The organism is Streptomyces sp. NPDC055287 (assembly GCF_053646035.1).
In genome coordinates, this window is the sequence record NZ_JBSHNE010000010.1 from 94,235 (window position 1) to 117,212 (window position 22,978).

A 22,978-nucleotide genomic window follows, 5' to 3' on the forward strand; every position below is an offset into this window, starting at 1 on the left:
TCGCACGAGCGGGGTGCGGGTCACACGAGCCAGGCGCCGTCCCGCATCAGCTCGCGTTCGGGCAGTTCGTTCTCCTCGCGCCAGGTCTTCACCGCTCGCGGCGTGATGCGGAAGTACAACCAGGATGTCTGGTTCCTCGGGTCCCAGCCGTTGAGCTTCGTCGTGAAGGCGTCGGCCGCCTCCGTCGCCAGCTCCGTCCCCTCCACGGCCTCGGCGGTGCCCTCGATCAGCACCACGTCCCTGGTGTGGCCGAGCGAGACCCGCACCTCCCCGGAAGGCGTCAGGTTCCGTGCGGTGGGGTTCGTCCGCCGCGTGCACATCAGGAGGGTGCCGCTGTCCCAGACGAACGACAGCGGCACCAGGCACGGCTCACCGTCCGGCGAGGCCGTGGCGACCCACATGTCGTCGTCCTTCGCCAGGCGGTCGAGTACGTCCTGCTTGCGCTGCTCGCGGCTGCGCGCCGGTTCCGTGATCGTCATGCCCGCACGCTACCGACGGCTCACCCCCGCGCGCCTCGGCCAACCGACCTAGGACCGGAGGTCAGGGCCGTTCCAGCCAGCCCTCGTACTCGCCGGCCAGCGCGTGCAGCGCATCGTCGTCGAGCCGCCCGCCCGGGTCGTCGACCACGACCAGCCACTGTGCGTCTTCGGCATCGTCCTCACCGGCCAGGGAATCCCGTACGAGCTGCGGCTCTTCGACGGCTCCGAAGCGCTCGCACACGGCTACGGCCACCTCCTCGGCGGCTTCCCGGTCGGGCAGTACCAGTACGTGTCTCACATCGCTCACCTGCCCATTCTCCAACACGGAAAGGACTGTCAGTGGCTCATGGGATGCTGGACCGCGATGGCCACCAGGAAGAATTCGACCGACGATCCGCTCGCCCCCCTGACCCTCGCCGTGGGGCAGGAGGACCTGCTGCTCGACCGCGCCGTGCAGCAGGTGGTGGCGGCCGCCCGCGCCGCCGACGCCGACACCGACGTACGCGACCTCACGCCCGACCAGCTCCAGCCCGGCACCCTCGCAGAGCTGACCAGTCCTTCGCTCTTCGCCGAGCGCAAGGTCGTCGTCGTCCGGAACGCGCACGACCTCTCCGCCGACACGATCAAGGACGTGAAGGCCTACCTCGACGCCCCCGCCGAGGAGATCACGCTCGTACTGCTCCACGCGGGTGGCGCCAAGGGCAAGGGGCTGCTCGACGCCGCCCGCAAGGCCGGCGCCCGAGAGGTCGCCTGTCCCAAGACGACCAAGCCCGCCGAGCGCCTGTCGTTCGTACGGTCGGAATTCCGCGCGCTGGGCCGCTCCGCGACGCCCGAGGCGTGCCAGGCCCTGGTCGACTCCATCGGCAGCGACCTTCGCGAGCTGGCCAGCGCTGTTTCCCAGCTCGTCGCCGACGTCGAGGGGACGATCGACGAGGCCGTCGTCGGGCGGTACTACACGGGCCGCGCCGAGGCCTCCAGCTTCACGGTCGCCGACCGCGCGGTGGAGGGCCGGGCGGCCGAAGCGCTCGAGGCCCTGCGGTGGTCCCTGTCCACCGGCGTGGCGCCCGTCCTGATCACCAGCGCCCTGGCCCAGGGCGTGCGCGCCATCGGGAAGCTGTCCTCCGCCCGCGGCGGCCGCCCCGCCGACCTCGCCCGTGAGCTCGGCATGCCGCCCTGGAAGATCGACCGCGTGCGGCAGCAGATGCGCGGCTGGACACCGGACGGCGTGGCGATCGCGCTGCGGGCCGTCGCCGAGGCCGACGCCGGCGTCAAGGGCGGTGGCGACGACCCGGAGTACGCGCTGGAGAAGGCGGTCGTCACGGTCGCCCGCGCGGCCCGCCACCGCTAGGCGGTCGCCGCCGCGCGGCCCGCCATCGCAAGGCAGTCGCCGCCCCCACCCACCACCGCCAGGCCCGAGCAGCGCGAAGGCCCCGGCCTCCGTCCTGGGGAGGACGGAGGCCGGGGCCTTCGTGTGAAGCCCTGAAGCCTGTCAAAGCTTTGATGCGCCGCACCCGCGTGGCGAACGCAGGCCGCGTGCGGCGCGAGGTTGCCGGATCAGGAGCGGAAGAGAGGGCCCGCTGAGTCCCTACCGGCGGTCGTGCGGGTCGTACAAGCGAATGCTCAGCCCTGCAGGGAGGCAACCTTGTTCGCCAGCGCCGACTTCTTGTTGGCGGCGGCGTTCTTGTGAATGACTCCCTTGGAGACTGCCTTGTCGAGCTTGCGGGAAGCCTCGCGGACGGCCACGGTGGCCTTCTCGAGGTCACCAGCGGTGACAGCCTCGCGGGCCTTGCGGATCGACGTCTTGAGCGAGGACTTGACGGCCTTGTTGCGCAGGCGCGCCTTCTCGTTCGTCTTGTTCCGCTTGATCTGGGACTTGATGTTCGCCACGAAAGAGCCTCTACAGGTTCGTTGGATCTTCGATGAGTGTCCCGCCGGCCGGAGAGCTACTCCGAGGGTTGTGAGACACAGCTGCTCAGCGTACCAGCGGCCCGCCGGGCGGCCCAAACCGAGGCCCGGCCGCCGTCCGTGGGACCATGGAAGCTACGTATCGATCCAACATCGCCCCGAGACGAGACCCTGCGTGCCCGCGACTCCTACCAACGTGCCCGAGCCGAGCCGTACCGACCCGGCGCTGATCCGCAACTTCTGCATCATCGCGCACATCGACCACGGCAAGTCCACGCTCGCCGACCGGATGCTCCAGCTGACCGGTGTGGTCGACCAGCGGCAGATGCGTGCTCAGTATCTCGACCGGATGGACATCGAGCGCGAGCGCGGCATCACGATCAAGTCCCAGGCGGTCCGGCTGCCCTGGGCGCCCAACGAGGGCCCGGACGTGGGGAACACCCACATCCTGAACATGATCGACACGCCGGGACACGTGGACTTCACGTACGAGGTCTCGCGGTCGCTCGCCGCCTGCGAGGGCACGGTGCTCCTCGTGGACGCCGCCCAGGGCATCGAGGCGCAGACCCTCGCCAACCTCTACCTGGCGATGGAGAACAACCTCACGATCGTTCCGGTACTGAACAAGATCGACCTGCCGGCCGCCCAGCCGGAGAAGTTCTCCGAGGAGCTGGCGAACCTCATCGGCTGCCAGCCCGAGGACGTGCTGAAGGTCTCGGCGAAGACCGGCCTCGGCGTGGACGCGCTCCTCGACCGCGTGGTGCGCGACGTCCCGGCCCCGGTCGGCGCCGCGGACGCGCCCGCCCGCGCGATGATCTTCGACTCGGTGTACGACTCGTACCGTGGCGTCGTCACCTATGTACGTGTCATCGACGGGCAGCTCAACAAGCGCGAGCGCATCCGCATGATGTCCACCAACGCCACCCACGAGCTCCTCGAGATCGGCGTCTCCTCCCCGGAGATGACGCCGTCCGACGGCATCGGCGTCGGCGAGGTCGGCTACATCATCACCGGCGTGAAGGACGTCCGTCAGTCCAAGGTCGGTGACACGATCACCTCCCTGCACAAGGGCGCGACCGAGGCCCTCGGCGGCTACAAGGACCCGAAGCCGATGGTCTTCTCGGGTCTGTATCCGCTGGACGGCTCGGAGTACCCCGACCTGCGTGAGGCGCTCGACAAGCTCCAGCTCAACGACGCCGCGCTGGTGTACGAGCCGGAGACCTCCGCGGCGCTCGGCTTCGGTTTCCGCGTCGGCTTCCTCGGCCTGCTGCACCTCGACGTGATCCGTGAGCGCCTGGAGCGCGAGTTCGGGCTCGACCTGATCGCCACCGCCCCCAACGTGGTCTACCGCGTCGTGATGGAGGACGGCAAGGAGCACACGGTCACCAACCCGAGCGAGTTCCCCGAGGGCAAGATCTCGGACGTGTACGAGCCGGTCGTACGGGCCACGATCCTCGCCCCCAGCGAGTTCATCGGCGCGATCATGGAGCTCTGCCAGACCCGCCGCGGCACGCTGCTGGGCATGGACTACCTCTCCGAGGACCGCGTCGAGATCCGCTACACCCTCCCGCTCGCGGAGATCGTCTTCGACTTCTTCGACCAGCTGAAGTCCAAGACGCGCGGTTACGCCTCCCTGGACTACGAGCCCACCGGCGAGCAGGCCTCCTCCCTCGTCAAGGTCGACATCCTGCTGCACGGCGACCGGGTCGACGCCTTCTCCGCCGTCACGCACAAGGACGCGGCGTACGCGTACGGCGTGCGGCTCGTCGCCAAGCTGCGCGAGCTCATCCCGCGCCAGGCCTTCGAGATCCCCATTCAGGCCGCCATCGGCTCCCGCGTCATCGCTCGCGAGACCATCCGCGCCATCCGCAAGGACGTCCTCGCCAAGTGTTACGGCGGTGACATCTCCCGTAAGCGGAAGCTGCTGGAGAAGCAGAAGGAAGGCAAGAAGCGGATGAAGATGGTCGGCAACGTGGAGGTCCCGCAGGAGGCCTTCATCGCGGTGCTGTCCAGCGACGACTCCGGAGCCAAGAAGAAGTAGCCGCGGCGGACTGCCCACGGGGCAGCACAGAACCGCATGCGAGAGCGCCCTCCGTACTCACGGACGGGCGCTTTCGCGTGTGAGGGGACGGGCGTGGCCAGCGGTTCCGTTCCGTTATGAAGCCGCGCGCCGCAGCCCCTTACGCCCCGGCCCCTCGCGCTTTACTCTGATCACCACTCGAAGGTTACTCGCCAGTTAAATACCAGCCAGTCGTGCAGCATGCCGCAGGCCCGGAGGACGTCGTGAGCGACACACAGACCTTGATCGAGAACCGGCCGTCGTCGGTGGCGACCCTCTTCATTGAGCGCGTGGCCGCCACGCCCGATGCCGAGGCCTATCGGTACCCCGTACCGGCCGCCGCCGGGCAGGGGCCCGACGCCTGGAAGTCTTTGAGCTGGGGACAGGCCGCCGAGCGCGTGTACGCGATCGCCGCCGGCCTGATCGACCTCGGCGTACAGCCCGAGGAGCGCGTCGCGCTCGCCTCCAACACCCGGGTCGAGTGGATCCTCGCCGACCTCGGCGTCATGTGCGCAGGCGCCGCGACGACGACGGTCTACCCGTCGACCAACGCCGAGGAGTCCGCGTACATCCTGGCCGACTCCGAGAGCCGGGTGCTCATCGCGGAGGACGCGTCGCAGCTCGCCAAGGCGCGCGAGCGACGTTCTGATCTGCCGAACCTCGCCCACGTCGTCGTCGTCGACGCCACGGGCGTCGAGCCGGCCGAGGACGACCCCGAGGGGTGGCTGCTCACGCTCGCCGAGCTTGAGGCGCGCGGGGCGGCGTACCTGGAGAAGCACCCGCAGGCCGTCACCGAGCGCGTGGAGGCCATCACCTCCGACCAGCTCGCGACGCTGATCTACACCTCCGGCACCACGGGCCGCCCCAAGGGCGTACGGCTGCCGCACGACTGCTGGTCGTACATGGCGAAGGCCACGGTGGCGACCGGTCTGATCAGCACGACAGACGTGCAGTACCTGTGGCTGCCCCTCGCGCACGTCTTCGGCAAGGTGCTGACCTCCGGGCAGATCGAGGCAGGGCACGTCACCGCCGTGGACGGCCGGGTCGACAAGATCATCGAGAATCTGCCGGTGGTCCAGCCGACGTACATGGCCGCGGTGCCGCGCATCTTCGAGAAGGTCTACAACGGTGTCGCGGCCAAGGCGCGGGCCGGCGGCGGCGCGAAGTACAAGATCTTCCAGTGGGCGGCCGACGTCGCCCGCGAGTACGCCAAGGTCACGCAGGACAACTTCCGCCGCACGGGCACGGCCTCCGCGCCCTTCGGGCTGACCGCCAAGCACAAGATCGCCGACACGCTCGTGTACGCCAAGATCCGCGAGGCCTTCGGCGGCCGGCTGCGCGCCTGCGTCTCCGGCTCGGCGGCGCTCGCGCCCGACATCGGCTTCTTCTTCTCCGGCGCCGGCATCCACATCCTGGAGGGTTACGGACTGACCGAGTCCAGCGCCGCCTCCTTCGTGAACCCAGGCGAGGCCTACCGCACCGGCACGGTAGGCAAGCCGCTCCCCGGCACCGAGGTGCGCATCGCGGACGACGGCGAGATCCTGCTGCGCGGCCCGGGCATCATGCAGGGCTACCACCAGCTGCCCGAGAAGACGGCGGAAGTGCTGGAGCCGGACGGCTGGTTCCACACCGGGGACATCGGCGAGCTGTCCGTCGACGGCTACCTGCGCATCACGGACCGCAAGAAGGACCTCATCAAGACGTCGGGCGGCAAGTACATCGCGCCGGCCGAGGTCGAGGGCCAGTTCAAGGCGGTGTGCCCGTTCGTCTCCAACATCCTGGTGCACGGCGCGGACCGCAACTACTGCACCGCCCTGATCGCGCTCGACGAGCCCACGATCCTGGGCTGGGCCAAGGACAACGGCCTGGGGGGCAAGTCGTACGCCGAGGTCGTCGCGTCCAAGAAGACCGAGGAGTTCATCGAGGGCTACGTCAAGCGGCTCAATGAGGGGCTGCAGCGCTGGCAGACGATCAAGAAGTTCCGTCTGCTGCCGCGCGACCTCGACATCGAGCACGGCGAGCTGACGCCGAGCCTCAAGCTCAAGCGGCCGGTCGTCGAGCGCGAGTACAAGAACCTCATCGAGGAGATGTACGCCGGATCGCGCGAGGCGTGAGACGCGAGGCGCGGGCAGGGCGCGAGGCGTAGGGAGGCGGTGCGGGCGGTGCGGGCAGTGGCTCCGCCCGCTCGGCGCCTTCCCGGCCCCGGGCCTTCCCCATCTCCCGGGACTCGTTATGGCCACTTCGGTCACTCCGCGCTTATGTGCGGCGTCCGTCTGTCACTCTGTTCCATGTCGCCAGCGGCGTAAGCAGAGAACCGACGGGGAGCCGCACAGTGGGGTCCATTCCGAGGCAGCGGAAGACTACCTTCCGCTCAACGCACCTGACGGGCGGTCTGCCTGACGCGCAGTCGGCCGCCTGGACCAGCCTGCCCGGGAACCCCCTCGCGCCGGCCGCCGCGCGGCGCTTCGTCCGGGCCGCGCTCGCAGAATGGACCGGGCTCGGCCTGCCGGCCGCCGACGGTTTCACCGACCGTGTCGCCGACGACGCCGTCATCGTCGTCAACGAGCTGGTGACCAACGCCGTCGTCCACGCGGGCACCAACGTCGAGCTGGTGTGCCACCTGGAGGAGGCGACCGAGCACGACCCCGCCGCTCTCGTCGTCGAGGTCTCCGACCACCACCCCGCCCGCGTCATCCGCAACGAACCCGGCGGATCGTCAGCGGCGGGCGGCCACGAGTTCGGGCGCGGCCTGCACCTGGTCGCCGCCCTTTCCGCGTGCTGGGGCGTCACCTACCGCGCCGGCCTCAAGACCGTCTGGGCCCGGATCGCCATCGAGGGCGCACACCCGATCGTGCCCGCCGGGCCGGCCGACAGCGCCGAGCAGGCGCTGCAACGCGGGCTGCGCGCCGCCGAGATTCTGGCGCCCGTACCCCGGCGGACGGCGCGCGAGTACGACAGCGACTGGATCAACCGGGGCGCGCTGTCCTTCCTCGCCGAGGCGTCCGACCTGCTGACGGGCCAGTTCGACGAGGACATGATCGCGGCGCTCGCCGCGCAGCTTCTGGTGCCGAGGCTGGCGGACTGGTGCGCGGTGTGGCTGGAGGAGGAGGGCGCGGTGCCCCGTCTGGCCCGCGTCTGGCACCAGCGCGAGTCCAGCATCGAGGACCTGCGCGGACACGTCGAGAAGGAGCCGCCTGTCCTGCCGGACTCCGCGCGCGGCGGCCCCGTGCCCGTGCCGTGGCCAGGAATGGCGGACGGCGAAGGCGCCGACGGTACGGAGCGGGCTGAGGGCGCCGAGGGAGCTGAGGGCGCAGACGGTACTCACGGCACCGGCGGCGCCGCGGTCGCGTACCGGCTGATCGCGGGCGGCCGCGGGCTCGGGACGCTGATGCTGGGGCGGGCGGCGCTGACGCGGATGCCCGACGAGGTGACCGGCCTCATCGAGGACTTCGTACGCCGGGTCGCCCTGGCCGTCGCCGCCGCCCGCCAGTACACCCGCCAGGCCACCATCAGCCACGTCCTCCAGCGGGCGCTGCTGCCGGGTCAGATGGCCGACATCCCCGGCGTCGCCAAGGCCCTCGTCTACGAGCCGCGCGGGCAGGGCGTCGCGGGCGGCGACTTCTACGACGTCTTCCCCGGCGCGCGAGGCAGCTGGTCCTTCTCCCTCGGCGACGTCCAGGGCAACGGCCCCGAAGCGGCGGTCGTCACCGGCCTCGTCCGACCGTGGCTGCGGTTGCTCGCGCGCGAGGGCCGGGCGGTCGGCGAGGTACTGGGGCGGCTCAACGGGCTGCTGCTCGACGACGCGGTGGAGGCGGCGGAGGCGACCGCGAGGATGGCGGTGGTCTCGGCCGGAGCCGGCGACGGCCCCGCCGGGCCCCCCGGACCGCTCAGCCTGCTGGACGCCGCGCCGCAGCCCCGCTTCCTCTCGCTCCTGTACGGCGAACTGGTGCCGCTCGCGCCCGACGACGGCGGCGGGGTGCGGTGCACGCTCGCCTGCGCGGGGCACCCGCTGCCGCTCGTGCTCCGGCCCGACGGGAGCGTACGGCCGGCCGCCGTCTCCCAGATGCTGCTCGGCGTCGTCGACGACGTGACGTACGAGAGCGAGACCTTCGTCCTCCGGGCGGGCGACACCCTGCTGTGCGTCACGGACGGCGTGACCGAGCGGCGCTCCGGGCGGCGCATGTTCGACGACGCCGACGGGCTGGCGGCGGCGCTCGGGCGGTGCGTGGGGCTGAGCGCGCAGGGTGTCGCAGAGAGGATCATGCGCGAGGTGCACGATTTCTCGCCGACACCGCCCGACGACGACGTGGCACTGCTGGTCCTCCAGGCAATGTGACCGGAGCTGTGACAATGGGGGCATGCCTTCTGTACTGCCCGACGGTGAGCCCATGCCCGAAGACGGGGCGCTGCCACCGCACGCCCTGGCCGGCGCGGCCGAGCGGCCGCTCGGCTTCTACCTGCACGTTCCGTACTGCGCGACGCGCTGCGGCTACTGCGACTTCAACACCTACACGGCGACCGAGCTGCGCGGCTCGGGCGGTGCGCTGGCCTCGCGCGACAACTACGCGGACACGCTGGTGGAGGAGGTCCGCCTCGCGAGGAAGGTGCTCGGCGACGATCCCCGTCCGGTACGGACCGTCTTCGTGGGCGGCGGTACGCCGACGCTGCTGGCGGCGGGTGATCTCGTACGGATGCTGGGGGCGATCCGGGACGAGTTCGGGCTCGCGGACGACGCGGAGGTCACGACGGAGGCGAATCCGGAGTCGGTGAACCCGGAGTATCTGGCGGAGCTGCGGGCCGGTGGCTTCAACAGGGTCTCGTTCGGCATGCAGAGCGCGAAGCAGCACGTACTGAAGATCCTCGACCGTACGCACACGCCCGGCCGGCCCGAGGCGTGTGTCGCGGAGGCACGGGCGGCGGGCTTCGAGCACGTCAACCTCGACCTCATCTACGGCACTCCGGGTGAGTCCGACGCGGACTGGCAGGCGTCGCTTGACGCGGCGATCGGCGCCGGTCCCGACCACGTCAGCGCGTACGCGCTGATCGTGGAGGAGGGGACGCAGCTGGCGCGGCGGATCCGGCGGGGCGAGGTGCCGATGACGGACGACGACGTACACGCCGACCGGTACCTGATGACGGAGTCCGCGCTCTCGGCGGCGGGCTTCGAGTGGTACGAAGTGTCGAACTGGGCGACTTCGGACGCGGCGCGATGCCTGCACAACGAGCTGTACTGGCGCGGAGCGGACTGGTGGGGCGCGGGCCCCGGCGCCCACAGCCATGTCGGCGGGGTCCGGTGGTGGAACGTCAAGCACCCGGGCGCGTACGCGCAGGCGCTGGGGGACGGACGGTCGCCGGGCGCCGGGCGTGAGGTGCTCCCGGCGGAGGACCGGCGCGTGGAGCGCATCCTGCTGGAGCTGCGCCTCGCGGACGGCTGCCCGCTGTCGCTGCTGGCCCCCGCGGGGCTCGCGGCGGCGGAGCGGGCGCTCGCGGACGGTCTGCTGGCGCCGGAGCCGTTCGCGGGAGGGCGGGCGGTGCTGACGCTGCGGGGCCGGCTGCTGGCGGACGCGGTGGTCCGGGACCTGGTGGACTGACCGGGCGGTGCGGGTCGGGGCGGTGCCGACGGGCGGGCGCGGCGCTGTGCGGTTGCCTGCGGCGGTGCTGTTCCCCCACCCGCCCCTGTCCGAACCGGGGGCGAGCCCCCGCGACGCCCAGCGGGCGTGTCCTCAAACGCCGGACGGGATGGAATCGCCCGTTGCGGGGCCCTCGCACCCGCCCCGGTACCGCCTGCCGTCACCCCCCGGTCGGCGCCGTGACGAAATCGATCAGTTCCTCCACCCGCCCCAGCAGCGCGGGCTCCAGGTCCCGGTACGAGTGGACCGACCCCAGGATCCGCTGCCACGCCGCCCCCGTGTTCTCCGGCCAGCCCAGCCCCCGGCACACGCCCGTCTTCCAGTCCTGCCCCCTCGGCACCTTCGGCCAGGCCCGGATGCCCACGGCGGACGGCTTCACCGCCTCCCACACGTCGATGTACGGGTGTCCGACGACCAGCACACTCGCGTCCGTGACCTGCGCCGCGATGCGGGACTCCTTCGAACCGGGGACCAGGTGGTCGACCAGCACGCCCAGCCGCGCGTCCGGCGCCGGGGCGAAGTCCGCGACGATCGCGGGCAGGTCGTCGATGCCTTCCAGGTACTCCACGACCACGCCCTCGATGCGCAGATCGTCACCCCACACCCGTTCGACCAGCTCCGCGTCGTGGCGCCCCTCGACGTAGATCCGTCCGGCCCGCGCGACCCGCGCCCGCGCCCCCGGCACGGCCACCGAGCCCGACGCCGTACGGGCGGGCCGCGTCGCCGCGGCGGAGGACGGACGTACCAGGGTCACGACGCGGCCCTCCAGCAGGAAGCCGCGCGGTTCCATCGGGAACACCCGGTGCTTCCCGAAGCGGTCCTCCAGGGTCACCGTCGGCCCCTGCGCCGTCTTCTCGCACCGGATCACCGCACCGCAGAAACCGGTGGTGACTTCCTCCACGACCAGATCGGCCTCGGCGGGGACTTCGGGAACAGGGGCGGTCTTCTTCCAGGGCGGGGTGAGGTCCGGCCCGTACTGTCGGCTGCGCATTCCGCCGACGATAGCGCCGGGCCCACGTCACGACACGTCGAATCGCGCCGCCAACGCGTCGCGCTGCGCACGTACATACGCCGCGTTCACCACCGCCCCGTGCCCCGGCACGTACGCCGCGTTCTCGCCGCCCAGCGCGAGCAGCCGGTCCAGGGCCGCCGGCCAGTGGGACGGGTGGGCGTCCGGGCCGGCCTGGGGCGTACCCGACTCCTCCACCAGGTCGCCGCAGAACACGACCTCGGGGCTGCCCGGCACCAGCACCGCCAGGTCGTGGCCGCTGTGCCCGGGACCGACGTTCGCGAGCAGCACCTGACGGCCGCCCAGGTCCAGCGTCCACTCGCCGCACACCGTGTGGTGCGGCGCGACGAGCACGTCCGCCGCCTCCGCCGCCGCGCCCCGTTCCACCCCGTGCCGCACCGCGTCGTCCCGCAGCGCGTCGCGGTCCCGCCGCAGCAGGTCGTCGATTCCCACCGCTCCGTACACCTCGGTGCCCGAGAACGCCGCCGTACCCAGCACATGATCGAAATGTGGGTGGGTGAGGGCGATGTGCGTCACTCTCCGGCCGGGACCGAGCAGCCGCTGCGCCTGGGCCCGCAGCTCCGCGCCCTCGCGCAGAGTCGCCCCTGTGTCGACGAGCAGCGCGCCGCCGTCGCCCCCCGCCACCAGGCCCACAGTGGCGTCCCAGACGGGCATACGCCGCCGCCCCACCCCCGGTGCGAGCCGCTCCCAGCCTGCCTCTTCCCAACTGACGTCCATACCGCGACGCTAGACCCATCCCCGGGGCTTCCGCCCGCTGAACAGGGCCGTCGCGCGGTGACTCGCGCGACAACGTGACCGGCCGCCCTTGCTAGGGGCGTACCTGCCCGCCGTACACTGGGCCGGGGGCTGCTGGCACTCGCCCGCAGTGAGTGCCAGGCAGACACCGAACGACCGACCAGCTGGAGGTGGTGCGCGATGCTCAGCGAACGCAGACTCGAGGTGCTGCGCGCCATCGTTCAGGACTATGTGGGCACCGAGGAGCCCGTCGGCTCCAAGGCGCTCACCGAGCGGCACAAGCTCGGCGTCTCGCCGGCCACTGTCCGCAACGACATGGCGGCCCTCGAGGACGAGGGCTTCATCGCCCAGCCTCATACGAGTGCCGGCCGCATCCCGACGGACAAGGGCTACCGCCTGTTCGTCGACAAGCTCGCGGGCGTCAAGCCCCTGTCGTCGCCCGAGCGCCGCGCCATCCAGAACTTCATGGACGGTGCGGTCGACCTCGACGACGTGGTGGCCCGTACGGTGCGGCTGCTCGCGCAGCTGACCCGGCAGGTCGCCGTGGTGCAGTACCCGTCGCTGACCCGGTCGACGGTTCGGCATGTGGAACTTCTCTCACTGGCCCCCGCCCGCCTGATGCTCGTGCTCATCACGGACACCGGACGGGTCGAGCAGCGCATGATCGACTGCCCCGCGCCCTTCGGTGAGACGTCCCTCGCGGACCTGCGTGCCCGGCTCAACAGCCGGGTCGTGGGGCGCCGCTTCGCGGACGTGCCTCAGCTGGTGCAGGACCTCCCCGAATCCTTCGACAAGGAGGACCGAGGAACCGTTTCGACGGTCCTGTCCACCCTCCTGGAGACTCTGGTCGAGGAGACCGAGGAGCGGCTGATGATCGGCGGCACCGCCAATCTCACCCGCTTCGGGCATGATTTCCCCCTCACCATCCGGCCCGTGCTGGAGGCACTGGAGGAGCAGGTCGTGCTCCTCAAGCTGCTGGGTGAGGCAACGGACTCAGGCATGACCGTACGAATCGGGCACGAGAACGCCCATGAAGGGCTCAGCTCCACGTCCGTCGTCGCAGTCGGCTACGGTTCGGGCGACGAAGCAGTCGCCAAACTCGGCGTGGTCGGACCGACCCGCATGGACTACCCCGGAACGATGGGAGCGGTACGCGCAGTGGCACGTTACGTCGGACAGATCCTGGCGGAGTCGTAAGTGGCCACCGACTACTACGCCGTACTCGGCGTACGCCGCGACGCTTCCCAGGATGAGATCAAGAAGGCATTCCGGCGGCTGGCGCGTGAGCTCCACCCGGACGTGAATCCCGATCCCAAGACGCAAGAGCGCTTCAAGGAGATCAACGCCGCGTACGAGGTGTTGTCGGACCCGCAGAAGAAGCAGGTCTACGACCTCGGCGGCGACCCCCTCTCGCAGGCGGGCGGCGGAGCCGGCGGCTTCGGCCAGGGCGGCTTCGGGAACTTCTCGGACATCATGGACGCGTTCTTCGGTACGGCGTCGCAGCGCGGCCCGCGGTCGCGGACGCGGCGCGGCCAGGACGCGATGATCCGGCTGGAGATCGACCTCAACGAGGCGGCCTTCGGCACGACGAAGGACATCCAGGTCGACACGGCCGTCGTGTGTACGACGTGCTCGGGCGAGGGCGCCGCACCCGGCACCTCCGCCCAGACCTGTGACATGTGCCGCGGCCGCGGCGAGGTCTCGCAGGTCACCCGGTCCTTCCTGGGGCAGGTCATGACCTCGCGCCCCTGCCCGCAGTGCCAGGGCTTCGGCACGGTCGTACCGACTCCGTGCCCGGAGTGCGCCGGTGACGGGCGCGTGCGCTCGCGCCGGACGCTGACGGTCAAGATCCCGGCCGGTGTCGACAACGGCACGCGGATCCAGCTCGCGGGCGAGGGCGAGGTCGGCCCGGGTGGCGGCCCGGCCGGTGACCTGTACGTCGAGATCCACGAGCTGCCGCACGCGGTGTTCCAGCGGCGCGGAGACGACCTGCACTGCACGGTCACGATCCCGATGACGGCGGCGGCACTGGGTACGAAGTGCCCGCTGGAGACGCTCGACGGGGTCGAGGAGATCGACGTACGTCCGGGCACGCAGTCCGGGCAGTCGATCCCGCTGCACGGGCGTGGCATCACGCACCTGCGGGGCGGCGGTCGCGGCGACCTGATCGTGCACGTGGAGGTGCTGACTCCGTCGAAGCTGGACCCGCAGCAGGAAGACCTGATGCGCCAGCTCGCGAAGCTGCGCGGCGAGGAACGCCCGACGGGTCAGTTCCAGCCGGGGCAGCAGGGGTTGTTCTCGCGCCTGAAGGACGCTTTCAACGGGCGCTAGGCGCTCGCGGGCCCGGCCGGGGTCCTGGAGGCGCTCGCCTCCGCGACGGCCGAAGCCTCGATTCGGTGCAGTGCGGAGGGCATGAAACTATGCGTTCATGTCCTCCGCACTGACCGATCTTTGCCGTTATCCGATCGTGCAGGCCCCCATGGCGGGTGGCGCCTCCTGTCCTCAGCTCGTCGCCGCTGTCTGCGAAGCCGGTGGTCTCGGGTTTCTTGCCGCCGGGTACAAGACCGCGGACGGCATGTACGAGGAGATCAAGCAGCTGCGGGGCCTGACGGGCCGGCCGTTCGGCGTCAATCTCTTCATGCCGCAGCCGAGCCAGGCAGACCCCGCCTCCGTGGAGGTCTACCGGCATCAGCTCGCCGGCGAGGCCGACTGGTACGACACCCCCCTCGGTGAACCCGACAACTGCGCCGACGACGGCTACGAAGCCAAGCTGGCCATCCTCATCGACGACCCCGTCCCCGTCGTCTCCTTCACCTTCGGCTGTCCCACCCGTCCCGTCCTCGACGCCTTCGCCAAGGCCGGCACGCTGACCGTCGTGACCGTCACCACGCCCGAAGAGGCACAGATCGCCCAGTGGACCGGAGCCGACGCCGTGTGCGTCCAGGGCGTCGAGGCCGGCGGCCACCAGGGAACGCATCGCGACGACCCCAAGAACGACGGCACCGGCATCGGACTGCTGTCCCTCGTCGCGCAGGTGCGCGAGACCGTGCAGCTGCCGATCGTCGCGGCGGGCGGCCTGATGCGTGGCGCGCAGGTCGCCGCGGTCCTCGCGCTCGGCGCCGACGCGGCGCAGCTCGGCACGGCGTTCCTGGTGTGCCCCGAGTCCGGCGCGAACGTCCTGCACAAGCAGGCCATGACCAATCCGCTGTTCGTACGCACGGAGCTCACCCGGGCGTTCTCGGGACGTCCCGCCCGCGGTCTCGTCAACCGCTTCATGCGCGAGCACGGCCCGTACGCCCCGGCCGCCTATCCCCAGGTGCACCACATCACCTCCGGCCTGCGCAAGGCCGCCGCCAAGGCGGGCGACGCCCAGGGCATGGCGCTGTGGGCCGGGCAGGGGCACCGGATGGCGCGCGAGATGCCGGCCGGGCAGCTGGTCGAGGTCCTGGCGGCCGAGTCCGACGCGGCGCGCGCGGCACTCGACCTGCGGGGCACGGGCGGTGCGGCATGACGGCGCCGGTGTTCGTCGTCGACGCCGTACCGGCGAAGGGCCCGTACGTGCTCGAAGGCCCCGAGGGGCGGCACGCCGTCTCGGTCCGGCGGTTGAACGCCGGGGAGCACGTCGTCCTGACGGACGGGCTCGGTACAGGAGCGGCGGCCGTCGTGGTGGCGGCCGAGGGCAAGGACCGGCTCGTCGTCGAGGTGACGGACGTGACCGTCGAACCGGAACCGGCCCCGCGCATCACCGTCGTACAGGCGCTCCCCAAGGGTGACCGGGGCGAAGTGGCCGTCGAGACGATGACGGAGACCGGCGTCGACGCCATCGTGCCGTGGCAGGCGTCCCGCTGCATCACGCAGTGGCGCGGCGACCGGGGTGCGAAGTCCCTCGCGAAGTGGCGGGCCACGGCCCGTGAGGCGGGCAAGCAGTCGCGCAGGCTGCGCTTCCCCGAGGTGGGGGAGGCGCTGACGACGAAGCAGGTGGGCGCGCTGCTGGCCACGGCGGACTTCGCTGCCGTACTGCACGAGGACGCGTCCGTGGGCAGCGGGGCGCTCGCCACCGCCGGACTCCCCGTGACGGGGTCCGTCGTGCTGGTGGTCGGGCCGGAAGGAGGCGTGTCGCCCGAGGAGTTGGCGGTGTTCGCGGAGGCCGGGGCGAAGCCGTACCGGCTGGGGAGCAGTGTGCTGCGTACGTCGACCGCCGGGACCGCGGCGGCGGCGCTGCTGCTGGGCCGCACCGGCCGCTGGTCCTGACAGCCGCCGGTCCTGACAAGCGTGGCCGCAACTCCTCTTTCTCGGGCGGGGGAGCGGTGCGAGGCTGCCGTTCGTGGGGGCAATCGAGCGGACCCTGGTGGCGATCGGCCTCGCCGGTGCGGCAGTTGCGGGAATCCCGGCCTGCGAACCGGGAGCCGACGGGCTGAGTGCGGTGACCGTCGACATGACCACCGATCGGGCCGGCACCCGCGCCCTGGAACGGGCGGGCATCGACGTACGGTGGATGAGCTGTACGTCGACAGCCCGGCGAGGCCGGGGCCGGCAGGGCAACCAGCGACACCCGCCGGGCCACGGCGACCGGACCGAGCCGCGCGGTCGCCTCCGTCGACTGCGAGGGCGAGACCAGGGACGGGCAGGCGATCCGTATCGACGGCAAGGTGACCGAGGAGCGCTACGGGCGGTGCGTGCGCGGTGACCTGACGGCCGAGACGGGCGGAAGGACCGTGTTCCGGGCCGATGTGCTCGGCGACTGCCATGCCGCACCGAGCACGCCCGGCGCACCTGGCACACCCCGCACACCGACCGCACCGGGCAACCCCGGAACACACCCGGCGCCGCCCCTGCCGAGCGGCCCCGGCCGCCCGACCGTGACCGTCACGGCCACCGTCACCGTCGCCCCCGGCCCGACGTGCACCTGCGCTCCCGCCAAGTGACGGCAACACCTCGTCAGCCCCGTCCGTCACGGCGGCGGATAGCATGCGGCCATACTTGATCGGTATCGGAACATCCCGATCCAGCCGCATTCGAGGAGGCCAGGACCATGACGGGACAACCGCAGGCAGACTGCCTGTTCTGCAAGATCGCCGCGGGGGAGGTGCCCGCTACGGTCATCCGTGAGACGGACACGACCGTCGCGTTCCGCGATATCAACCCCCAGGCTCCGACGCACGTCCTGGTCATCCCCAAGGCGCACCACGCGGACGCCGCCGCGCTGGCCGCCGCCGAGCCGCAGATCCTCGCGGACGTGCTGACCGAGGCGGGCAACGTCGCCGCCGACGAGAAGGTCGACCGCACCGGCTACCGCGTCGTCTTCAACACCGGCTCCGGAGCCGGCCAGACCGTCTTCCACGCGCACGCCCACGTCCTGGGCGGCCGCGGCCTCAACTGGCCCCCCGGCTAAGGAAGATCTGTGTCCGCACGAGAGCTGGTGGTCCTCGGCACCGCCAGCCAGGTCCCCACCCGGCACCGCAACCACAACGGCTACCTCCTGCGCTGGGACGGCGAGGGCATCCTCTTCGATCCCGGCGAGGGCACCCAGCGCCAGATGCTGCGGGCGGGCGTGGCCGCGCACGACATCAACCGGATCTGCGTCACCCACTTCCACGGTGACCACTCGCTCGGCCTCGCCGGAGTGATCCAGCGCATCAACCTCGACCGCGTCCCGCACCCCGTCACCGCGCACTACCCGGCAAGCGGGCAGCGCTTCTTCGACCGCCTGCGGTACGCCACGGCCTACCGCGAGACGGTCCGGCTGACCGAAGCGCCGGTCGCCGCCGACGGGCCTCTGGCCACCGGTCGCTCGTACGTCCTGGACGCGGCCAGGCTGTCGCACCCCGTCGAGTCGTACGGCTACCGGCTCACCGAGCCGGACGGGCGCCGCATGCTGCCCTCGCTGCTCGCCCAACACGGCATCAAGGGCCCCGACGTCGGCCGCATCCAGCGCGACGGCCGGCTCGGCGATGTCACGCTCGGCCAGGTCAGCGAGGAGCGTCGCGGGCAGCGTTTCGCGTTCGTCATGGACACCCGGCTCTGCGACGGCGTGTACGCCCTCGCGGAGGGCTGCGACATGCTCGTCATCGAGTCGACGTTCCTCGACGAGGACGTGCGGCTCGCCGCCGAGCACGGCCATCTGACGGCCGGCCAGGCCGCCCGCGTCGCACGGGAAGCCGGCGTACGCCACCTGGTCCTCACCCACTTCTCGCAGCGCTACAGCGATCCTCAGGTCTTCGAACACCAGGCGCGGTCAGCCGGTTTCGACGGCGAGCTGACCGTCGCCGCCGACCTGCTGCGAGTCCCCCTCCCCAAGCGCCCCTGAACGAGAAGACCCCTCATGCACCTCCCCAAGGCCGAACTCCACCTCCACATCGAAGGCACCCTCGAACCCGAGCTGGCCTTCGAGCTCGCCGCGCGCAACGCCGTGGTGCTGCCGTACTCCACCACCGAAGAGCTCCGCCGCGCCTACCTCTTCGACGACCTCCAGTCGTTCCTCGACCTGTATTACGCGCTGATGGCCGTCCTGCGCACCGAGGACGACTTCGACCGGCTCGCCGACGCCTACCTGGCGCGGGCGGCTGCTCAGGGCGTACGGCACGCCGAGATCTTCTTCGACCCGCAGGCGCACACCGCGCGCGGAGTCGGGATCGGCACGGTCGTCGAAGGACTGGCCCGCGCCCTGGACCGGAGCGAGGAGCGGCACGGGATCTCGACGCAGCTGATCATGTGCTTCCTGCGCGACCAGTCCGCCGAGTCCGCGCTGGAGACGCTGGAGGCCGCCAGGCCGTATCTGCACCGGATCGCGGCCGTCGGCCTGGACTCGGCGGAGGTCGGGCACCCGCCGTCGAAGTTCCGTGCGGTGTACGAGGCCGCCGAGGCCCTGGGGCTGCGGAAGGTCGCGCACGCGGGGGAGGAGGGCCCTCCGGCGTACATCTGGGAGGCGCTGGACATCCTCGGCGTCGAGCGCGTCGACCACGGGCTGCGCTCCATGGAGGACCCGGAGCTCGTGAAGCGGCTCGTGCGCGACCGGGTGCCGTTGACGCTGTGCCCGCTGTCGAACGTACGGCTGCGCGCCATCGACGTCCTGGAGGACCACCCGCTGCGGGAGATGATGGAGGCCGGGCTGCTGGTCACCGTCAACTCCGACGACCCCGCCTATTTCGGCGGGTACGTCGGCGACACCTTCCACGCGGTGCACGAGGCGCTCGGCCTCGGCCAGGAGCAACTGCGTGAGCTGGCCCGCAACTCCTTCCGCGCGGCCTTCCTCGATCACGACGAGAAGCGCAGGGAGGCGTACCTCGCCGAGGTCGACGCCTACGTCTTCTGAGCCGGCTTCCGGGGCCGCGCGCGACTCCGCCCGTGCCGGGCCCGTTGACGCCCGTGCGGGCGCCTCTCTACGCTGCATTCTCATACGTGGACACCGTCTGCATACGGAGATGAGTAGTTGTGGCGGACCTGACCATCACCGACGTCCGGCTGACCCCCGTCCTGATCTCCGACCCACCCCTCCTCAACGTCCAGGGCGTACACCAGCCGTACACCCCGCGACTGGTCGTCGAAGTGGTCACGGCGGACGGCGTCACCGGCGTCGGTGAGACGTACGGCGATACGAAGTACCTGGAACTGGCCCGCCCGTACGCCGACCTGCTGCCCGGTCACTCGGTCGCGGATCTGAACGGACTGTTCACGCTCGCGCAGCGGGTCGGCGTCGGCCACGCGCGCGTGGAGCACGGCGTCGACGTCGGCGGGCTGCGCGGCGCGCAGACCGCGGACAAGCTGCGGCTGTCCGTCGTCTCCGCCTTCGAGGTGGCCTGCCTGGACGCGCTCGGGAAGGTGTACGGGCAGCCCGTGCACGTGCTCCTCGGCGGCAAGGTGCGCGACCACGTCGAGTACAGCGCTTACCTCTTCTACCGCTGGGAGCGGCACCCCGGCGGCGCGGGCGAGAGCGACGACTGGGGGGCCGCGCTCGACCCGCCGGGGATCGTGGCGCAGGCGCGGCGGTTCGCGCGCGAGCACGGGTTCCGTTCGTTCAAGCTCAAGGGCGGCGTCTTCGAACCCGGGCAGGAGATCGCCGCCGTACGGGCGCTCGCCGAAGCGTTCCCGGGACAGCCCCTGCGGCTCGATCCCAACGGAGCCTGGACGCCGGAGACATCCCTGAAGGTCGCGGGGGAGCTGCAAGGGGTACTCGAATACCTGGAGGACCCGGCGCCCGGGACGGCCGCGATGGCGGAGGTGTCGGCCGGGACGGACGTTCCGCTCGCCACCAACATGTGCGTGACGACCGTTCCGGAGATCCGCGAGGCGTTCCTCACCGACGCCGTGCAGGTCGTCCTCTCCGATCACCACTACTGGGGCGGGCTGCGGGCCACCCGGGAACTGGCCGCCGTATGCCGGGCCTTCGGCGTCGGCCTGTCCATGCACTCCAACACCCACATGGGCATCAGCCTGGCCGCGATGACCCAGGTCGCCGCCACCGTCCCCCACCTCGACCACTCCTGCGACAGCCACTACCCGTGGCAGACCGAGGACGTCATCACCCGGCGCCACACGTTCACCGGCGGCCGGCTGACCGTCTCCGACGCCCCCGGGCTCGGCGTCGAGCTGGACCGCGAGGCCATGGAGCGGCTCCACGGCCGCTGGCTCGACGAGGCGGCGTACGGCGCGATGCGGGACCGCGACGACGCCGCCGCGATGCGGCGGGCGGAGGGCCACGAGAGCTGGACCGCGCCCGCGCTGCCCCGCTGGTAGGGCCGGGGCGGAAGTCGCCGTCGTATCGCCGCGAGCCTCTGGGGGCGCGTATCGGGCACACTGGCCTGAATCCGCACCACACCACAGGAGCGCAGGGTGAGCACGGTGAGAAAGTACGCAGCGGCCACGTCAGCGGCCGAAGACGGCACCGGTCAGCAGGGCGATCCGACCCACGTCGACCCGCTGGACGGGCTCCGCGCCCCCGACGGCCCCTGCTGCGACGTCTTCCTCACCGGCACGGTCTTCCTCGACATCATCTTCACCGGCCTCGACAGCGCCCCGGTGCGCGGCACCGAGTCCTGGGCGCGGGGCATGGGTTCCAGCCCCGGCGGCGTGGCCAACATGGCCACCGCCCTGGCCCGCCTCGGCCTGCGTACGTCACTGGCCGCGGCCTTCGGCGACGACCACTACGGCGAGTACTGCTGGGACGCGCTCGCCGACGGCGAGGGCATCGACCTGACCATGTCACGCACCGTCCCCGGCTGGCACTCGCCCGTCACCGTCTCCATGGCGTACGAGGGCGAGCGGACCATGGTGTCCCACGGCCACGAGGCCCCGCCGCCCGCCGAACCCGGCCCGTTCCCCGACTGCCCGCCTCGCGCGCGGGCCGCCGTCGCCGCCCTGACGCCCGGCCGCACGGAGGAGTGGATCGCCACCGCCGCCCGCCGCGGTGCCAAGCTCTTCGCCGATGTGGGCTGGGACGACACGGGCCGCTGGGACCTGGCCGGCCTCGCCGACCTGGAGCACTGCGAGGCGTTCCTGCCCAACGCCGAGGAGGCGATGCGCTACACCCGCACCGACTGCCCGCGTGCCGCCGCCCGCGCCCTGGCCGAGAAGGTCCCGGTCGCGGTCGTCACGCTGGGCGCGGAGGGGGCGTACGCCGTGGACGGCTCGACCGGGGAGACCGCCGAGGTCCCCGCCATCGCCGTCGAGGCACTCGACCCGACCGGCGCCGGTGACGTCTTCGTCGCCGGATTCGTCACCGGTACGCTCGCGGGCTGGCCGCTCGCCGACCGCCTGGCCTTCGCCGGACTGACCGCCGCCCTCTCGGTGCAGGAGTTCGGCGGGTCGCTGTCGGCGCCCGGCTGGTCGGAGATCGCGGCCTGGTGGCAGCAGGTGCAGGCGGTCGACGGGCAGGACCCGCAGGCGCTGCGCCGGTACGCCTTCCTGGACGGCCTGCTGCCGACGGCGGCCCGTGTGTGGCCGCTGCGCAGGGCGGTGCCGACGATCGGATTCCGCAGGCCCGCGTAACCGCCGGGTAACCGACGGCCGGGCTGCGTGCGAAAAGCCTTCGGCCCTGTCAGTGCACCGACGTAGGCTTGGATTCACGAGGTTGTCGAGCAGCGAGAACCCTGCAACGGGAGGTATGTGCAGGCCACAGTGCCGGCCCATGACTCAGACACCCACACAGCCGCAGGCCCGCGCCCAGTTCACCGTTCCCGACAGACATCCCATGGTGACGGTCCTGGGTTCCAGCGATTCCCTGTTGCGCGTGATCGAGAACGCGTTCCCCGACGTGAACATCCACGTCAGGGGGAACGAGGTCAGCGCGGTCGGCGACCCGACGGAGGTCGCACTGATCCAGCGCCTGTTGGCCGAGATGATGCTGGTGCTCCGCACCGGACTGCCGATGACGGAGGACGCAGTGGAACGCTCGATCGCCATGCTCAGAGCGGACGGGAACGGCAGTGGCGCGGAGGCCGTCACCGAGACCCCGGCCGAAGTGCTCACTCAGAACATCCTCTCCAGCCGCGGTCGCACCATCCGCCCCAAGACGCTCAACCAGAAGCGGTACGTCGACGCCATCGACAAGCACACCATCGTCTTCGGCATCGGCCCCGCCGGTACGGGCAAGACCTATCTCGCCATGGCCAAGGCGGTCCAGGCTCTGCAGTCCAAGCAGGTCAACCGGATCATCCTGACCAGGCCCGCCGTCGAGGCGGGCGAGCGGCTCGGCTTCCTGCCCGGCACTCTCTACGAGAAGATCGACCCGTACCTGCGCCCGCTCTACGACGCCCTGCACGACATGCTGGACCCCGACTCGATCCCCCGCCTGATGGCCGCGGGCACGATCGAGGTCGCCCCGCTGGCGTACATGCGAGGCCGGACACTCAACGACGCGTTCATCATCCTGGACGAGGCGCAGAACACCAGCGCCGAGCAGATGAAGATGTTCCTGACGCGGCTCGGCTTCGACTCGAAGATCGTCGTCACGGGTGACGTCACCCAGGTCGACCTGCCGGGCGGGACGAAGAGCGGTCTGCGCCAGGTCCAGGAGATCCTGGACAACGTCGCCGACGTGCACTTCTCCCGGCTCACGTCGCAGGATGTCGTCCGGCACAAGCTGGTCGGCCGTATCGTCGACGCGTACCAGAAGTACGACGACAGCCAAAACGGGCTGTGACTT

21 protein-coding genes are annotated in these 22,978 nt (G+C 71.3%); 16 read left to right on the forward strand and 5 right to left on the reverse strand.

Annotated features, from left to right (window positions below; genetic code table 11):
- Positions 1 to 20 precede the first annotated feature (20 nt).
- Positions 21 to 479, reverse strand: coding sequence for a pyridoxamine 5'-phosphate oxidase family protein (locus ACWIHY_RS17985; protein ID WP_454376605.1), 459 nt, complete (start codon positions 477 to 479; stop codon positions 21 to 23).
- Positions 480 to 540: 61 nt separating this feature from the next.
- Positions 541 to 786: a hypothetical protein gene (locus tag ACWIHY_RS17990; RefSeq protein ID WP_454376606.1), complete on the reverse strand. Its 246-nt coding sequence runs from the start codon at positions 784 to 786 to the stop codon at positions 541 to 543.
- Between the two features lie 57 nt (positions 787 to 843).
- On the opposite strand from ACWIHY_RS17990, the gene holA reads away from it, so the two are divergent.
- A complete protein-coding gene (gene holA / locus ACWIHY_RS17995; RefSeq protein ID WP_454376607.1) occupies positions 844 to 1,827 on the forward strand; it encodes a DNA polymerase III subunit delta in 984 nt (327 codons plus the stop codon).
- Positions 1,828 to 2,099: 272 nt separating this feature from the next.
- Here holA and rpsT read toward each other — a convergent pair whose 3' ends face one another.
- The gene (gene rpsT / locus ACWIHY_RS18000) at positions 2,100 to 2,366 is read right to left on the reverse strand and encodes a 30S ribosomal protein S20 (protein ID WP_454376608.1); all 267 of its coding nucleotides are present in this window, start codon (positions 2,364 to 2,366) and stop codon (positions 2,100 to 2,102) included.
- Between the two features lie 193 nt (positions 2,367 to 2,559).
- Between rpsT and lepA the strand changes: the two genes are divergently transcribed.
- The 4 genes from lepA to hemW all read left to right on the forward strand — a co-directional run bounded on the left by lepA (position 2,560) and on the right by hemW (position 10,034).
- A complete protein-coding gene (gene lepA / locus ACWIHY_RS18005) occupies positions 2,560 to 4,425 on the forward strand; it encodes a translation elongation factor 4 (RefSeq protein ID WP_454376609.1) in 1,866 nt (621 codons plus the stop codon).
- A gap of 242 nt (positions 4,426 to 4,667) precedes the next feature.
- Positions 4,668 to 6,557, forward strand: a complete 1,890-nt coding sequence (locus tag ACWIHY_RS18010; protein ID WP_454376610.1) for an AMP-dependent synthetase/ligase — start codon at positions 4,668 to 4,670, stop codon at positions 6,555 to 6,557.
- A 227-nt stretch (positions 6,558 to 6,784) separates the two neighbouring features.
- Positions 6,785 to 8,779 (forward strand): SpoIIE family protein phosphatase, encoded by a 1,995-nt coding sequence (locus ACWIHY_RS18015; RefSeq protein WP_454376757.1) that lies wholly within the window; start codon positions 6,785 to 6,787, stop codon positions 8,777 to 8,779.
- Between the two features lie 22 nt (positions 8,780 to 8,801).
- Complete coding sequence (hemW, locus tag ACWIHY_RS18020) at positions 8,802 to 10,034, forward strand: radical SAM family heme chaperone HemW (RefSeq protein WP_454376611.1); 1,233 nt, start codon at positions 8,802 to 8,804, stop codon at positions 10,032 to 10,034.
- Positions 10,035 to 10,233: 199 nt separating this feature from the next.
- On the opposite strand, the gene ACWIHY_RS18025 is transcribed toward hemW, so the two are convergent.
- Together ACWIHY_RS18025 and ACWIHY_RS18030 are read right to left on the reverse strand one after the other, a co-directional pair.
- Positions 10,234 to 11,064, reverse strand: coding sequence for a DUF3097 domain-containing protein (locus ACWIHY_RS18025; RefSeq protein ID WP_454376612.1), 831 nt, complete (start codon positions 11,062 to 11,064; stop codon positions 10,234 to 10,236).
- Positions 11,065 to 11,091: 27 nt separating this feature from the next.
- A complete protein-coding gene (locus ACWIHY_RS18030) occupies positions 11,092 to 11,820 on the reverse strand; it encodes an MBL fold metallo-hydrolase (RefSeq protein WP_454376613.1) in 729 nt (242 codons plus the stop codon).
- Positions 11,821 to 12,018: 198 nt separating this feature from the next.
- Here ACWIHY_RS18030 and hrcA point away from each other — a divergent pair, with 198 nt between their 5' ends.
- The 11 genes from hrcA to ACWIHY_RS18085 all read left to right on the forward strand — a co-directional run bounded on the left by hrcA (position 12,019) and on the right by ACWIHY_RS18085 (position 22,975).
- The gene (hrcA, locus tag ACWIHY_RS18035) at positions 12,019 to 13,035 is read left to right on the forward strand and encodes a heat-inducible transcriptional repressor HrcA (RefSeq protein WP_069935334.1); all 1,017 of its coding nucleotides are present in this window, start codon (positions 12,019 to 12,021) and stop codon (positions 13,033 to 13,035) included.
- Entirely contained in the window at positions 13,036 to 14,169 is a 1,134-nt protein-coding gene (dnaJ, locus tag ACWIHY_RS18040; RefSeq protein ID WP_454376614.1) for a molecular chaperone DnaJ, read from the forward strand.
- Between the two features lie 97 nt (positions 14,170 to 14,266).
- Positions 14,267 to 15,349: a nitronate monooxygenase gene (locus ACWIHY_RS18045; protein WP_454376615.1), complete on the forward strand. Its 1,083-nt coding sequence runs from the start codon at positions 14,267 to 14,269 to the stop codon at positions 15,347 to 15,349.
- On the forward strand, positions 15,346 to 16,089 hold the full coding sequence (locus ACWIHY_RS18050) for a 16S rRNA (uracil(1498)-N(3))-methyltransferase (RefSeq protein ID WP_454376616.1): 744 nt from the start codon (positions 15,346 to 15,348) through the stop codon (positions 16,087 to 16,089). Before ACWIHY_RS18045 ends, ACWIHY_RS18050 begins: the two co-directional genes overlap by 4 nt.
- Positions 16,090 to 16,487: 398 nt before the next feature.
- Entirely contained in the window at positions 16,488 to 16,763 is a 276-nt protein-coding gene (locus tag ACWIHY_RS18055) for a hypothetical protein (RefSeq protein WP_454376617.1), read from the forward strand.
- Positions 16,764 to 16,870: 107 nt separating this feature from the next.
- A complete protein-coding gene (locus ACWIHY_RS18060) occupies positions 16,871 to 17,230 on the forward strand; it encodes a histidine triad nucleotide-binding protein (protein ID WP_454376618.1) in 360 nt (119 codons plus the stop codon).
- Between the two features lie 9 nt (positions 17,231 to 17,239).
- Positions 17,240 to 18,145 (forward strand): ribonuclease Z, encoded by a 906-nt coding sequence (locus ACWIHY_RS18065; protein ID WP_454376619.1) that lies wholly within the window; start codon positions 17,240 to 17,242, stop codon positions 18,143 to 18,145.
- Positions 18,146 to 18,160: 15 nt separating this feature from the next.
- Entirely contained in the window at positions 18,161 to 19,150 is a 990-nt protein-coding gene (locus tag ACWIHY_RS18070) for an adenosine deaminase (protein ID WP_454376620.1), read from the forward strand.
- 119 nt (positions 19,151 to 19,269) lie between these two features.
- A complete protein-coding gene (locus ACWIHY_RS18075; RefSeq protein WP_454376621.1) occupies positions 19,270 to 20,571 on the forward strand; it encodes an enolase C-terminal domain-like protein in 1,302 nt (433 codons plus the stop codon).
- Positions 20,572 to 20,754: 183 nt separating this feature from the next.
- On the forward strand, positions 20,755 to 21,822 hold the full coding sequence (locus ACWIHY_RS18080; protein WP_454376758.1) for a carbohydrate kinase family protein: 1,068 nt from the start codon (positions 20,755 to 20,757) through the stop codon (positions 21,820 to 21,822).
- 139 nt (positions 21,823 to 21,961) lie between these two features.
- Positions 21,962 to 22,975 carry a PhoH family protein gene (locus tag ACWIHY_RS18085; RefSeq protein ID WP_454376622.1) on the forward strand — a complete coding sequence of 338 codons (1,014 nt, stop codon included), beginning with the start codon at positions 21,962 to 21,964 and terminating at the stop codon, positions 22,973 to 22,975.
- The last annotated feature ends 3 nt before the right edge of the window (positions 22,976 to 22,978 follow it).